A 12,669-nucleotide genomic window follows, 5' to 3' on the forward strand; every position below is an offset into this window, starting at 1 on the left:
CCATGGCGGCCTTCGATCCCGCCCGCCAGGACGGCTATGCGCCCCTGGCGGGCTACGCCGCCCTCTCCGATGGTCGTTCGGTGGCCCTGGTGGCGCCGGACGGCTCGCTGGATTGGTGGTGCGTCCCCAACATGGATTCCGCACCGCTGTTCGACCGTCTGCTGGACGCCCCGGCGGGCGGTTTCTTTTCGATCGCCCCGGTCGCCCACTATCGCGTGGAGCGGGCCTACCGCGAAGACAGCAACGTCCTGGAAACCTGCTTTCACACCGCCGAGGGCAGCGTGCGCCTCACCGAATCGCTCAACAGCGGCTCGGCCGGACGCCTGCCCTGGTGCGAACTGGGTCGTCGCGTCGAAGGCCTCTCCGGACGGGTCGAATTGCGTATCGAACTGGTGCCGGGCACCCAGGGCCAGACCGTCTCGCCCTGGATGCGCAGCACGCCCAATGGCGAGGTCATGCACGTCGATGGCGTGATGGCCACCCTGCGCTATTGCGAACGGCTGGAGATCCTCGAGTGCGACGATCGCCGGCTGGTGGCGCGACTGGTGCTGGAGGCCGGGCAACGCAGTGTCCTGGCCTTGACCGCGACCGAGAACGAACCCCTTGTAGTGCCGTCCCTGGACGAAGTGGACCAGCGCATCGACCGCAGCGATCAGGCCTGGCGTGAATGGGCCCAGGGCTTTGCCTATCAGGGCGAATTCCTCAGCGAGGTGAAGCGCTCGGCATTGGCGCTCAAGCTGCTGCTCTACTCGCCCACCGGTGCCATCGTCGCCGCCGCCACCACCTCGCTGCCGGAACGCATCGGCGGCGATAAGAACTACGAATACCGCTATGCCTGGGTGCGCGATGCGGTCTTTACCATCAAGGCCTTCCTGCGTCTGGGCGCCCTCGGCGAGGCCCAGGCGGCCCTGGCCTGGATTCAGAACGTCATCCGCCGCCACGGCAATCGCCTGCACACTTGCTTCACTCTGGAAGGCGAACTGGCACCGGAAGAGCGCACCATCCCCGTACCCGGCTATCGCGACTCCCAGCCGGTACGTGTCGGCAATCGCGCCAGCGCCCAGTGTCAGCTGAGTCTCTATGGCGATCTGCTGGAGACCTTCCGCCTCTATGCCAGCAAGGGCCATGTGCTGGATTTCGCCACCGCCAGCCTGCTCACCGATCTGGCCAACCTTTGCGCCGATGGCTGGCGGCAGACGGATGCCGGGATGTGGGAATTGCCTGAAGAGCGCCACTACACCCTGTCCAAGCTGGGCTGCTGGTTCGCCCTGGATCGCGCCGTGACCCTGGCCCGCGACGGCCACATCCCAGACGCCATGTGCGGTCGCTGGGAGCGCGAGCGCGACCGCATCCGCGACTGGGTCAACGAACATTGCTGGAGCGAGCGCAAGCAGGCCTACACCTTCTATGCCGGTACCGAGCGCCTGGACGCCGGGCTGTTGCTCGGCATCCGTTTCGGCTTCGACGGCGGTGAGCGCTCGGTCAGCACCCTGGCGGCCATCCGCCGCGAGTTGGCCCATGGACCTCTGGTCTATCGCTATAGCGGTGCCGAGCAGGAAGAAGGTGCCTTCCTGGCCTGCTCCTACTGGATGGTCGAGGCCCATGCCGTGCTGGGCGAGGTGGACCAGGCGCGCGAGCTGATGCGCGAGGTCCTGGCCGCCAGTCTCAATGGCGTCGGCCTGATGACCGAGATGCGCGATCCCCGTGACGGCGCGGCCCTGGGCAACTTCCCCCAGGGCCTGAGCCACCTGGCCATGGTGCATGCGGCGCTGATCCTGGAAGAGCCGGAGCCCGAGGCGTGAGCGACCTGGATTTCACCCGCCCGGTGGACGAGGTCGCCCGGCAACTGATCGGCGCCACGCTCAGGCTCGAAGGTGTGGGCGGCCTGATCGTCGAGACCGAAGCCTACGATGGCGAAGATCCGGCCTCTCACAGCTTTGCCGGCCCCACGCCGCGCAACAAGGCCATGTTCGGTCCGCCCGGGCATGCCTATGTCTATCGCTCCTATGGTATCCATTGGTGCTTCAACCTGGTCTGCCGCGAGGCTGGCCATGGCGCGGGTGTGTTGATCCGCGCCATGGAGCCGCTGTGGGGACTGGAGGTGATGCGCGAACGCCGAGGCGGGCTGGCCGATCGCCTGCTCTGCGCCGGTCCCGGCCGGCTGTGCCAGGCATTGGGCATCGACGGCAGTCACGACGGCCTGTCGCTGGCGGAACCGCCCTTTCTGCTGGAGCCGGCGACCGCCGCGGTGGCGGTGATCGCAGGCCCGCGCATCGGTATCAGCCGCGCCCGCGAAGTGCCCTGGCGTTTCGGCCTGGCCGGCTCGCGTTATCTGAGTCGCGGCTTTGCCAAAGCGCCCCACGTCAGCGATAACGGCTAGGCTGAAGGCAACGGCCTTTGCCACAACCTCTCGGAGTTCCCATGCGCGCTCGTCACCTGCTGCTGACTGCCCTGCTCTTGCCCCTGCTGGCCCAGGCCAGCCTGCGCTGCGGGCAGAATCTCGTCGAAGAAGGCGACAGCGTCGAGCAGGTCCTGGCCGCCTGCGGCGCCCCGGCCGAGCGCAAGGTCAATCCCCCTGCCCTGCGCAACAACAACGTGCCCAAGTTCAATGCGGCCGAGACCCAGTTCTGGACCTATGGCCCGGAGAACGGCGCCTCCCGCCACCTCAAGTTCATCGATGGCAAGCTGGTGGAGATCAGGGTCGAGCGGTAGTGGGCGGGAGCTTCCCTCACCCCAGCCCTCTCCCAGAGGGAGAGGGGGCAAAGCGACTCCAACGTAGGTTGGGTTGGGCGCAGCGAAGCCCAACATTTTCAGGCGAGCCTTTCCATCGGTTGGTAGGCGGGAGCTTCCCTCACCCGGCCCTCTCCCGGAGGAATAAAGGGAGGAGCGGCTCCAGCGTAGGTTGGGTTGAGCGCAGCGAAGCCCAACATTTTTCAGGCGAGCCTCTCCACCGAGCAGGCAAAAAAGAACCGCCCGAGGGCGGTTCAAGAGGAGCACGACCTAGGGCCGTGGTTAGAACTTGGCTTCCAGGTCCAGCTGCAGGGTCTTGACGTCGGCGTCGCGGCGGAAGCGGCTGGCGGTATCGGACTCGGCGAGGAAGTAGGTCAGGCCCACACCGAAGTTCTTGTCGATCTCGTAGCCGAGCTTGAGCTTGTGGCCGCGGGCGCCGGTAGAGCCGTTGCCGAAGTCGGAATCGGTGAAGGCACCCACCACGGCGTTGCGCTGGACATCGCGGTAGTTGTATTCCAGCCCGACCCGCTGCATCAGCTTGGTCTTGGCGCCCAGCAGCCAGGCGGTGTCTTCGCCGTCGTTGGCCTTGTCGTTGACCACGTACTGGCCATAGAAGGACAGCGGCACCCACAGCTTGGTCAGGTCCAGCTGGGCGAAGCCCTCGTAGAGCTGGAAGCGGTCGGTGGTGTTGCCATTGACCGCCAGGGCGCAGGGCGCGGTGACCGAACCAGTGGTCGGGCAGGCGCTGTCCTGCTCCTTGTCGTAGGCATAGACGCTGCCGCCCACCATCAGCTTGGCGGCATCGCCCAGGTTGAAGCGGCTGCCCAGCTGACCGGCGTAGAGGCGCAGGTCATGCTTGAATTCATAGCCTTCGCCGTCGACGTTGTCCTTGAGCACATAGTAGCCCGTGCTGCCGAACAGCTCGGCGCCGCCGCCCAGGTCGTACTTGTAAGTGCCAGCCAGGCCTTCGGGGTTGATGTCAGCGTCCCAGATGACGTCGCCGGTGCTGACCCACTGCTGGCCCATCTTGCCGCCCACCAGGTGCAGATTCGGCACTGCCGTGGGGTGGTAGTCGATGTAGGCCTGATCCAGCCAGAGCTGCTTCTTGTTGAAGTAGTTGTTCAGATCCTGGTTGGTGGAGCGGGCGTCGTCGCCACCGCCGGTGGCGATGCGGATGCCAGTGTTCACCTGCGGATTGATCTCGCTGTAGGCACCCAGCCGCGCGCGGATACGCTGCCGGTCACGGTTGCGGCCGTTGTCCGGCTCGCCGCTGATGTCGATGCTTTCGTGGCGCACCCGCACGTCGCCCTTGATCTGGGTCTTGGCGGCCCAGGCCAGCTTCTTCTCGAAGTCGGAGGTCTTCTGCTGCTGAGCGACCTGGGCGGCACGCGCCTGCTGCTCCTGCTGCAGGTCGCCGCGCAATTCGCTGTATTGGGCCGGGGTGATGGAGCCATTGGCCTTGAGCATGTCGAGCAGTTTCTCATCGACAGCGGCACTCGCGGTGGCTGAGCAGGTGGCCAGGAGCACGCCCGAGAACAGCGCCGTGAATCGATAAGGGTTAACAGACATCGGCAGATCTCCTTTCAAGACAATCCAGGTGGTAGTGGCTGGCGGTGCAGCCCGTCACAAAGCTGGGTCAGTCTCGGCAGAAGAGATGTCGTTTTGCTTGCAGGAACATAAAGGTTTTAATTCAAGTCACTGAATCTAAAGCAAAATTTAACCAAAGATTCATCCGCTCCGAACGGCTCCGCTGCAGACCGGGAAGGATGAGGACGACCAGAGGCCCTGGCTCGCCGCTTTTCAGCCGCCCATGAAAAAGGCCACTCCGAGGAGTGGCCTTGCGAGATCCGGCGAGATTTTCAGCCGAAGCGACCGGTGATGTAGTCCTCGGTCTGCTTCTTGTCCGGCTTGGTGAAGATCTTGTCGGTCTTGTCCACTTCGATCAATTCGCCCAGGTACATGAAGGCGGTGACGTCGGAGCAACGCGCCGCCTGCTGCATGTTGTGGGTGACGATGACCACGGTGAACTCCTGCTTGAGTTCGGCCAGCAGTTGCTCGATGCGCGCGGTGGAGATGGGGTCCAGGGCCGAGGTCGGCTCGTCCAGCAGCAGCACCCGCGGACGCAGGGCGATGGTACGGGCGATGCACAGGCGCTGCTGCTGACCGCCGGAGAGCCCCAGGGCGCTCTGATTGAGCTTGTCCTTGACCTCATCCCATAGCGCCGCGCCGCGCAGGGCCTGCTCGACCCGATCCTGCAGTTCCACCCGGGACAGGCGCTCGTGGTGGCGAATGCCATAGGCGACGTTGTCGGCGATGGACATGGGGAACGGTACCGGCTTCTGGAACACCATGCCGATGGTGCTGCGCAGACGGCTCAGCGAGTACTTGGGATCGAGGATGTTCTCCCCGTCCATGAGGATCTCGCCGGTCGCTTCCAGCCCCGGGTACTCCGAGTAGATGCGGTTGAAGATGCGCAGCAGCGTGGACTTGCCGCATCCGGACGGGCCGATGATGGCGGTGATCTGCTTGGCCGCGATGTCCAGGTTGATCGACTTGAGCGCCTGGTGGCCCTTGTAACGGAAGCCGACGTCGCGCGCCTGCAGTTCCGGTATCTGCGTCTGCATGGTAGTCACTTGGAATCCCGGTTACGAAAGAAGAAGCGAGAGGAAAGGTTCAGGAACAGCACGAACAGCGTCAGCAGCAGGGCGCCGGCCCAGGCCAGGTGCTGCCAGTTCTCGAACGGACTCATGGCGAACTGGAAGATGGTCACCGGCACGGTGGCCATAGGCTTGAGCACGTCGGCGTTCCAGTACTGGTTGCCGAAGGCGGTGAACAGCAGCGGTGCGGTCTCGCCGGTGATGCGGGCGATCGACAGCAGCACCCCGGTCACCACGCCGGCGCGGGAGGCGCGCAGCAGGATCTGCAGGGTCACCTTCCACTGGGGGATGCCCAGGGCCAGGGCCGCTTCGCGCATGGCCGGCGGCTGCAGCTGCATCATTTCGTCGGTGGTACGGGTCACCACCGGCACCACCAGCATGGCCAGCGCCAGGGAGCCGGCAAAGCCGGAAAAGCCCAGGCTGCCGCCGGAGTACTGGTTCAGCGTCACCACCACGGCGGTGTAGATGAACAGGCCGATGACGATGGACGGCGCCGACAAGAGGATGTCGTTGACGAAACGCACCACCAGGCCGAGCTTGGAGTGGCGGGCGTATTCGGCCAGCCAGAGGCCGGCGAGGATGCCGATGGGTGCACCGATGGCGGTGGCCAGCAGGGTGATCAGCACGCTGCCGAACAGGGCGTTGGCCAGACCGCCGTCAGTGGCGCCGGGTGGCGGCGTCATCTCGACGAAGATGGCCGGGCTCAGGGCGCTGACGCCCTTGATCAGGGTGGTGCCAAGGATCCAGGCCAGGAAACCCAGGCCGAGCACGGCCGCGGCGCTGCCAAAGATCAGCGCGATGCCGTTCTTGATCCGCCGCTTGCGATAGAGATAGGCGTCGATGTGCATCAGTTACCTGCCTTGCGCGACAGTTGCGTCAGCATCAGCCGTGCCGCCAGCAGCACGAAGAAGGTCACCACGAACAGCAGGAAGCCCAGGGCGATCAGCGAAGAGCGGTGCAGATCGGTGTAGGCCTCGTTGAATTCGTTGGCGATCACCGAGGCGATGGAACTGCTCGGCATCATCAGCGAGAGGGAGAACTGGTGGGCGTTGCCCAGCACGAAGGTCACCGCCATGGTTTCGCCCAGGGCGCGACCCAGGCCGAGGAAGGCGCCGCCGACTACCGCCGAGCGGGTGTAGGGCAGCACGATGTCCCAGCAGACTTCCCAGGTGGTGGACCCCAGCGCATAGGCCGATTCCTTGAGCTGGGCCGGCACGCTGCGAAACACCTCGTACATCACCGAAGTGATGAAGGGCAGGATCATGATCGCCAGGATGATGCCGGCGGTCAGCATGCCGATGCCCAGCGGCGGTCCCTGGAACAGCACGCCGATCACCGGGATGGCGCCGAGGTAGTCGTTGATGAAGGGCGAGATGTGCGCGGCCATGAAGGGGCCGAAGACGAACAGGCCCCACATGCCGTAGATGATCGAAGGGATACCGGCCAGCAGTTCCACCGCCGTGGCCACCGGACCGCGCAGCCAGGTAGGGGCGATCTCGGAGAGGAACAGGGCGATGCCGAAGGCGGTAGGCACGGCCAGCAGCAGGGCGATGAAGGAGGTCATCAGGGTGCCGTAGATGGGCACCAGGGCGCCGAACTTCTCGGCCCCGACATCCCATTCGGCCGAGGTGATGAAGTCCAGGCCAAAGGTCATGAAGGCGTGGCGACCGCCCCAGAGGGTGGACGCGGCGGCGCCGACCAGTACCAGCAGTACCAGCAGCGCGGCGGAAAACAGGAGCCGGCGGAACCAGACATCGGCGCGGGTATCCCGGCGGATGCGCTGTTCCTGAGCGGCGGAGAGGGGCAGGGTCTGGTCGGTCATGGAGCTTTCCGTCTACCTGGAAGGACGCGCGAAACCGCCTGGACCCCAGGGGATCCAGGCGGCGGGACAGGCGTGTTTACTTCTTGAAGTCGGACGCCCAGTAGCCTTCGATCTGCTTGACCAGGGCATCCGGGACCGGGACGTAATCCAGGGCCGCGGCATCCTTCTGGCCATGCTCCAGGGACCACTTGAAGAAGTCGAAGGCGACCTTGCTGCGCTCTTCGTTCTTGGGTTCCTTGTACATCACGATCCAGGTGGTGGCGGTGATCGGCCAGGCATCGGCGCCCGGGGCGTTGGTCATCAGCAGGTTGAAGTCCTTGGCGCTCTTCCAGTCGGCGGTGGCGGCGGCGGCCTGGAAGCTCTTGGCGTCGGGCTGCACGAAGTTGCCGGCGGCGTTCTTCAGCTGCACATGGGACATCTTGTTGGTCAGCGCATAGGCGTACTCGACGTAGCCGATGGAGCCCTTGATCTGCTTCACATAGGCGGCGATACCCTCGTTACCCTTGCCACCCACACCGACCGGCCAGTTGACGGTGGTGCCGAAGTTGAACTTCTCCTTCCACTCCGGGCTGACCTTGGCCAGGTAGTTGGTGAAGTTATAGGAGGTACCCGAGCCGTCGGAACGACGCACCACGGTGATGGCGCCCTCAGGCAGCTTCAGGCCGGGGTTCAGCGCGGCGATGGCCGGGTCGTTCCAGGTCTTGATCTCACCCATGAAGATCTTGGCCATGGTCGGGCCGTCGAGCTTCAGCTTGCCGGGCTCGATGCCTTCCACGTTGACGACCGGAACGATGCCGCCAATGATGGTCGGGAACTGGCCCAGGCCACCCTTCTGCAGGTCGTCGGTGCTCATGGGGGCGTCGGTGGCGCCGAAGTCCACGGTGCCGGCCTTGATCTGGGCAATGCCGCCGCCGGAGCCAATGGACTGGTAGTTGATACGGTTGCCAGTCTTCTCGCTGAAGCCTTGCGACCACTTCGACAGAACGGGGAAGACGAAGCTCGAGCCGGCGCCTGTGACATCCACGGCGTGAGCGGCGGTGCTCAGGCAAAAGGCCGACAACAACAGAGAGAGGCTGAACGTGCGTTTCATGGTGGCTCCATTACCTAGTGAGGGCTGGCGCTAGGCTATTGCCGAAATGTGACAATTAAGTGTCAGCGGCATGACGAAACGGGGACGGCAGAGCGCCATCATTGAGAGCGGCGGCGACAGCTCCTGCGTTGGCAAGCGAAGGTGTCCGCACCCAGGCCTTGCAGCAGGCCGCTCGGACCCATCCGCCCTAGGCTGCGGATGGCAAAGAGGCCGCCTACCTTCCGGTCGGCTTCCACCGGCGACCTCCGGCGGTCACCAGACGACACGCCTGTCCGCCGCCCGCGGTCGTCCCGGCAGCCTGTGCTGTGGCCGCGATCCAGTCATGGCGGGCCTTGCAGGCCTCCTGGCGCATCCGCGCGAGCGAATTGGCAGCAGGAATTTAGCCAAGGCTATATATATTAGAACTATCTACAAGATAGACTTTCTCTATCCGGATGGGTAAGGTGGCGGCCTCTTTGGGGAGTAGCCTGCTTCCACTGCGGTGGAAAGCGTTCTGATCAACATACTCGGCAACCGCCGTGGTCAGGACAGCCGGTCAGGGTTGGCGAGACCAGAGGCATCACCGCGCCATGCCGGGCGTGCGGGGGTGTCTTGTGGATCGAGCCCGGTCGGCGCTGTGACGATGAACCCCGCTTCCCTGATGTTCCTGGCCTTCGCCATGTCCACCGATGCCTTTGCCGCCGCCGTCGGCAAGGGTGCCAGCCTGCACAAGCCCTGCCTGCGTGAAGCCCTGCGTACCGGCGCCATCTTTGGCGTCATCGAAGCCATCACCCCGGTGATCGGCTGGGCCATCGGCCTGACCGCCGCGCAGTACGTCCAGCCCTGGGATCACTGGATCGCCTTCACCCTGCTCACCGTGCTTGGCCTGCGCATGATCTGGGCCGGCTTCGGCGCGCCCGAAGCCGAAGCCGAGAAGCCCCGCCAGCACTCCTTCCTGCTGCTCGCCCTGACCGCCGTGGCCACCAGCATCGACGCCCTCGCCGTGGGCGTGGGCCTGGCCTTCATCGACGTCAACATCATTACCGCCGCCCTGGCCATCGGGCTCGCCACCATGGTCATGGTCACCACCGGGGTGATGCTGGGCCGGGTGATGGGCAATCTTGTGGGCAAGCGCGCGGAGATGCTCGGCGGCGTGGTGCTGATCGTGATCGGCGCGGCCATCCTCCATGAACACCTGGCCGCTGTCGCCGCCTGATGGCCCCGCTGTGGCGTAGCGCCCTCCTCGTCCTGGTCGCCCTGCTACTGGCAGCCTTGGGCTTTCTCGCCTGGCAACGCTTCTGGCCGGCCCAGGCCGCGCCTGGCTGGCGCTACGAAGTGGCCCATGCCGATATCGCCAAGGCCAGCGCCCTGGCCTGGCAGGGCGACGCCCTGCTCACCGCGGAAGAACTCAAGGACGGCAAGGGTCGCCTGCTGCGCATCGATGCCCAGGGCCGGCGCAGCGTGCTCAGCGCGGGCCTGTACAAGCCCGATGGCTTGGTGCCCTACCAAGAGGGTTTCGCCTACAGCCAGGAAGGCGGCACCCATCCGATCCGCTGGTTCGACGCCACTGGCAGTCGTGATCTGTTCATCGGCATCAACGCCCAGGGCCTCTGGGCCGAAGGCAAGCGCCTCTATGCGGTGGAAGACCGCAAGGGCGAGGGACGCCTGCTGCGCTACGACGCCGCCGATGGCAGCCTGACCGTGCTGCGCGACCACCTGGACGAGGCGGAGTCCTTTACCCGCTGCCCGGATGGCAGTGCCTTCTATACCGAGAAATCCCGTGGCCTGGTGCGCCAGCTGAGCGACGATGGCCGTGATCCGCCGGCGCTGAGCGATCTGCGCGAACCGAGCTTTCTGCTCTGCGACCATCGCGGCCTGTGGATCAGCGAAGACTCCACCCACCGCGCCCGCCTGCTGCTCTGGGATCGCCAGTCAGCCCCGCGCGCCATCCTGACCTTCCTGCGCGCACCCCAGGCGCTGCTGCCGCGAGGCGACGGCTACCTGCTGGCCGAAGGCGGGCGCGACCGCATCATCGCCCTCGATCCGCGCTAGAGCATGCGTCTCAGGGTGTCGTCCTTGCGCACCAGGTGATGCCAGAGCGCGGCCAGCACGTGCAGGCCGATTACCCAGTAGAAGGCCTGGCCGAGCCAGAGGTGCACGCCCTTGAGCGACTTGGCCAGTTCCGGATCCACGGGAAAGGGCGAAGGCAAGGCCCAGGTGCTGGAAGGAATCTTCACCGCGCCGATGGTCAGCCAGACGGTGAACAGCCCGAGCAGCGGCTGGGCGAGCAGAAAGGCATAGAGGGCATAGTGGGTCAGGCGACCGACCGCCTCCAGGCTTGCCGCCAGTGGCGGGGTGATCGGCGGCACCGGATGGCGGTGGCGCACCAAGAGCCGCGGCAGGACCAGCGCCAGGACCAGCAGACCGACCCAGAAATGACTGAGCACCACCCACTGGCGCTCCAGGGAACCCCGCTCGAACTGGCCGCGGTTGGTGATCAGCACATAGGCCAGCAGCACCAGCAGGGCCATGAGCCAGTGCAGCAACCGGGCGCTGCGCGCATAGCGGGAAATAGGAGAGGCGGAAGACATGACGAGGTCCTGCTACTGAGGTGAAAAGGCGCCGGCAGTGTAGCGGTGCCCCGTTGCCGAGGGTAAGACGGCAACGGCACTAACCGCAGGGCGCCGCCGAGGTGTCCAGCAGCAACTTACTCAGTTGCTGCGGCGGCTGGTGCACCAGGCCGGTGGGCGATTCGCAGACGCGCTGCACGAAGTTATCGCTGAACAGGAGCTTGCCATGGACGAAGTACTCGCCCGGGCGGCGATTGGGATTGTCGATGCGGGTACCCAGGCGCTCCGCCAGCCAGCTGCCGGCTTCGTAGTGACTGATCCAGCGCTCGTCCTGCAGCTCGGCCAGGGCCTCGGTCGGGGCATCGCGCGCCACCACGATCATTGGGACATCGCTGACCTCGGGCACCAGGTCGTTGTGGCCCCAGTGCCCCCCCTCCCCCAGCCGCTGGCCGTGATCGCCGGTGATGATCAGATAGCGCTCGCCGTCCAGACGATCGAAGTCGGCGAGAATCTCGGCGAGCAGGCCATCCAGGTAGTGCAGGGAATTGTCGTAGGCATTGGCCTGGCCCTCGGCGCCGCTGTCCGGCCAGGGCGCGGGCGTGGTCTCGTGCCGATAGTTCTGCGCATAGGGCAGGTGCGCGGTGCGCAGGTTGAGCACCACGAAATTGCGTGGCGCCCACTGCTGTTCGTCGAGGATCTCCAGCAGGGCGCGATCCTGGCGCTGCAGAAAGCGCAGCGGATGGTCCTCGCGGGTGATGGAAACGTCCAGGTGGCGACTGCCCAGGTGCGCCAGCAACTTGGATTCCTGGGAGGACAGCCAATGGGTGCGAAAGCCGGCGGTCTGAGCGAAGCGAAACAGATTGATCTCGCCGCTGCGCAACCGCTGGTCCTGGCCCGGCTCGCGGATGGGATTCAATAGATAGGGCAGACTGACGTCGGTGGCCACCCCTGCCGCTACCCCGGGGCGGATCAGCGCCTGGGGATTGTCCGCCAGGTAGGCCGAAAGCTTAGGGGTGGTATTGCGTTCGTAACCAAAGGCGCCCAGCCGATCGCTGCGCAGGGAATCGGCCACCACCAGCCAGACGTGTCGCGCGGTACTGGGCACCTGGGCCAGCCCATAGGGCGCATAGGCGGTGGGCGGCAGGACGACGTCATCACGCCCGGCCAGGCGCACCGCCCAGGCGGAAAAGGCATTGAGGCTGTTGTGCAGGCCGCTGCGACTGGGGCTAGGCACGAAGGCATCGAGGTTGCGATAGGTGGCGCGATAGGGTTTGGACAGCAGCACCGCGGCGATCAACAGCAGCGCCCAGCGACTGGCCGGCAGCGGCACCCGGCCCGGCAGGTAGAGATGCAAGGCGATCAGCAGCCCATAGGGCAGGCCCACGCAGAGGAGCACCGGCCAGTGCTCGGGGAGGCTGAGCCAGAGTGTGTGGCGCACCTCGGCGGTGTCGCCCAGTAAAGCCTGGATATCGATGGCGCTGAGCGGCTCGCCGAAAAAGCTGAGGTTGCCCAGCTGCAGCAGCTGCATCAGCGCGAACCCCAGCAGGATGGCCACCGCCAGGCGTGGCAAATGGCTCAACCAGAGCGCCAGGCTGAACACCCAGAGCGCGGCGACATAGCCCGCCTCCAGCTCGGCGCGGTTGTTGGGGGTGAAGCCTTGCTGCAGGAAGTCGTCGGCCAGCAACAGCAGGCAACTCAAGCTGCTCAAGGCCAGCAGATTGCGCCAGTGCCGCCAACCCGTGGCGCGGGGGCGGGAGAACGTCGCGAGCAACATCAGGGGGCCCTGCGCAAGCGCAAGGGGAAGCGAAGGCGAGCGGCCAT

General features: G+C 65.6%; 12 protein-coding genes and 1 riboswitch. Of the genes, 5 read left to right on the forward strand and 7 right to left on the reverse strand.

Features of this window, described 5'->3' with window-relative positions; translation table 11 throughout:
• The first annotated feature begins 2 nt into the window (after positions 1–2).
• From AX284_RS03410 to AX284_RS03420, 3 genes are read left to right on the forward strand one after another with little or no spacing between them, the layout of a single operon-like run.
• Entirely contained in the window at positions 3–1,802 is a 1,800-nt protein-coding gene (locus tag AX284_RS03410; RefSeq protein ID WP_068383590.1) for a glycoside hydrolase family 15 protein, read from the forward strand.
• Entirely contained in the window at positions 1,799–2,380 is a 582-nt protein-coding gene (locus tag AX284_RS03415) for a DNA-3-methyladenine glycosylase (RefSeq protein WP_068383592.1), read from the forward strand. The genes AX284_RS03410 and AX284_RS03415 overlap by 4 nt, the downstream gene beginning before the upstream one ends.
• Positions 2,381–2,421: 41 nt before the next feature.
• Positions 2,422–2,712, forward strand: coding sequence for a DUF2845 domain-containing protein (locus AX284_RS03420; protein WP_064308107.1), 291 nt, complete (start codon positions 2,422–2,424; stop codon positions 2,710–2,712).
• A gap of 300 nt (positions 2,713–3,012) precedes the next feature.
• Here AX284_RS03420 and AX284_RS03425 read toward each other — a convergent pair whose 3' ends face one another.
• The 5 genes from AX284_RS03425 to pstS form a co-directional block, all read right to left on the reverse strand.
• On the reverse strand, positions 3,013–4,299 hold the full coding sequence (locus tag AX284_RS03425) for a putative porin (RefSeq protein ID WP_068383594.1): 1,287 nt from the start codon (positions 4,297–4,299) through the stop codon (positions 3,013–3,015).
• Positions 4,300–4,589: 290 nt separating this feature from the next.
• Positions 4,590–5,354, reverse strand: coding sequence for a phosphate ABC transporter ATP-binding protein PstB (gene pstB, locus AX284_RS03430; RefSeq protein ID WP_017638707.1), 765 nt, complete (start codon positions 5,352–5,354; stop codon positions 4,590–4,592).
• A gap of 5 nt (positions 5,355–5,359) precedes the next feature.
• On the reverse strand, positions 5,360–6,235 hold the full coding sequence (pstA, locus tag AX284_RS03435) for a phosphate ABC transporter permease PstA (protein WP_017638706.1): 876 nt from the start codon (positions 6,233–6,235) through the stop codon (positions 5,360–5,362).
• Positions 6,235–7,209, reverse strand: a complete 975-nt coding sequence (pstC, locus tag AX284_RS03440; protein ID WP_007160736.1) for a phosphate ABC transporter permease subunit PstC — start codon at positions 7,207–7,209, stop codon at positions 6,235–6,237. Before pstC ends, pstA begins: the two co-directional genes overlap by 1 nt.
• Positions 7,210–7,285: 76 nt before the next feature.
• Positions 7,286–8,299: a phosphate ABC transporter substrate-binding protein PstS gene (gene pstS, locus AX284_RS03445; protein ID WP_017638705.1), complete on the reverse strand. Its 1,014-nt coding sequence runs from the start codon at positions 8,297–8,299 to the stop codon at positions 7,286–7,288.
• A gap of 450 nt (positions 8,300–8,749) precedes the next feature.
• A riboswitch (yybP-ykoY riboswitch) is annotated at positions 8,750–8,912 on the forward strand.
• Between the two features lie 9 nt (positions 8,913–8,921).
• Here pstS and mntP point away from each other — a divergent pair.
• Entirely contained in the window at positions 8,922–9,494 is a 573-nt protein-coding gene (gene mntP / locus AX284_RS03450) for a manganese efflux pump MntP (protein WP_017638704.1), read from the forward strand.
• Positions 9,494–10,330, forward strand: a complete 837-nt coding sequence (locus AX284_RS03455; RefSeq protein ID WP_064308110.1) for a hypothetical protein — start codon at positions 9,494–9,496, stop codon at positions 10,328–10,330. Before mntP ends, AX284_RS03455 begins: the two co-directional genes overlap by 1 nt.
• Here AX284_RS03455 and AX284_RS03460 read toward each other — a convergent pair.
• Together AX284_RS03460 and AX284_RS03465 are read right to left on the reverse strand one after the other, a co-directional pair.
• Entirely contained in the window at positions 10,327–10,869 is a 543-nt protein-coding gene (locus AX284_RS03460; protein WP_064308111.1) for a cytochrome b, read from the reverse strand. The genes AX284_RS03455 and AX284_RS03460 overlap by 4 nt on opposite strands.
• 79 nt (positions 10,870–10,948) lie before the next feature.
• The gene (locus tag AX284_RS03465; protein WP_068383596.1) at positions 10,949–12,622 is read right to left on the reverse strand and encodes a phosphoethanolamine transferase; all 1,674 of its coding nucleotides are present in this window, start codon (positions 12,620–12,622) and stop codon (positions 10,949–10,951) included.
• Positions 12,623–12,669 lie beyond the last annotated feature (47 nt).

It is taken from the genome of Pseudomonas sp. HUK17 (assembly GCF_001566765.1).

Excerpts from the sequence above, each read along its gene's own strand:
- AX284_RS03425 (WP_068383594.1), bottom strand. The coding sequence starts at position 4,299 with ATGTCTGTTAACCCTTATCGATTCACGGCGCTGTTCTCGGGCGTGCTC.
- AX284_RS03460 (WP_064308111.1), bottom strand. The coding sequence starts at position 10,869 with ATGTCTTCCGCCTCTCCTATTTCCCGCTATGCGCGCAGCGCCCGGTTG.
- pstS (WP_017638705.1), bottom strand. The coding sequence starts at position 8,299 with ATGAAACGCACGTTCAGCCTCTCTCTGTTGTTGTCGGCCTTTTGCCTG.
- mntP (WP_017638704.1), top strand. The coding sequence starts at position 8,922 with ATGAACCCCGCTTCCCTGATGTTCCTGGCCTTCGCCATGTCCACCGAT.
- pstC (WP_007160736.1), bottom strand. The coding sequence starts at position 7,209 with ATGACCGACCAGACCCTGCCCCTCTCCGCCGCTCAGGAACAGCGCATC.
- AX284_RS03465 (WP_068383596.1), bottom strand. The coding sequence starts at position 12,622 with ATGTTGCTCGCGACGTTCTCCCGCCCCCGCGCCACGGGTTGGCGGCAC.
- AX284_RS03410 (WP_068383590.1), top strand. The coding sequence starts at position 3 with ATGGCGGCCTTCGATCCCGCCCGCCAGGACGGCTATGCGCCCCTGGCG.
- pstB (WP_017638707.1), bottom strand. The coding sequence starts at position 5,354 with ATGCAGACGCAGATACCGGAACTGCAGGCGCGCGACGTCGGCTTCCGT.
- pstA (WP_017638706.1), bottom strand. The coding sequence starts at position 6,235 with ATGCACATCGACGCCTATCTCTATCGCAAGCGGCGGATCAAGAACGGC.
- AX284_RS03455 (WP_064308110.1), top strand. The coding sequence starts at position 9,494 with ATGGCCCCGCTGTGGCGTAGCGCCCTCCTCGTCCTGGTCGCCCTGCTA.
- AX284_RS03420 (WP_064308107.1), top strand. The coding sequence starts at position 2,422 with ATGCGCGCTCGTCACCTGCTGCTGACTGCCCTGCTCTTGCCCCTGCTG.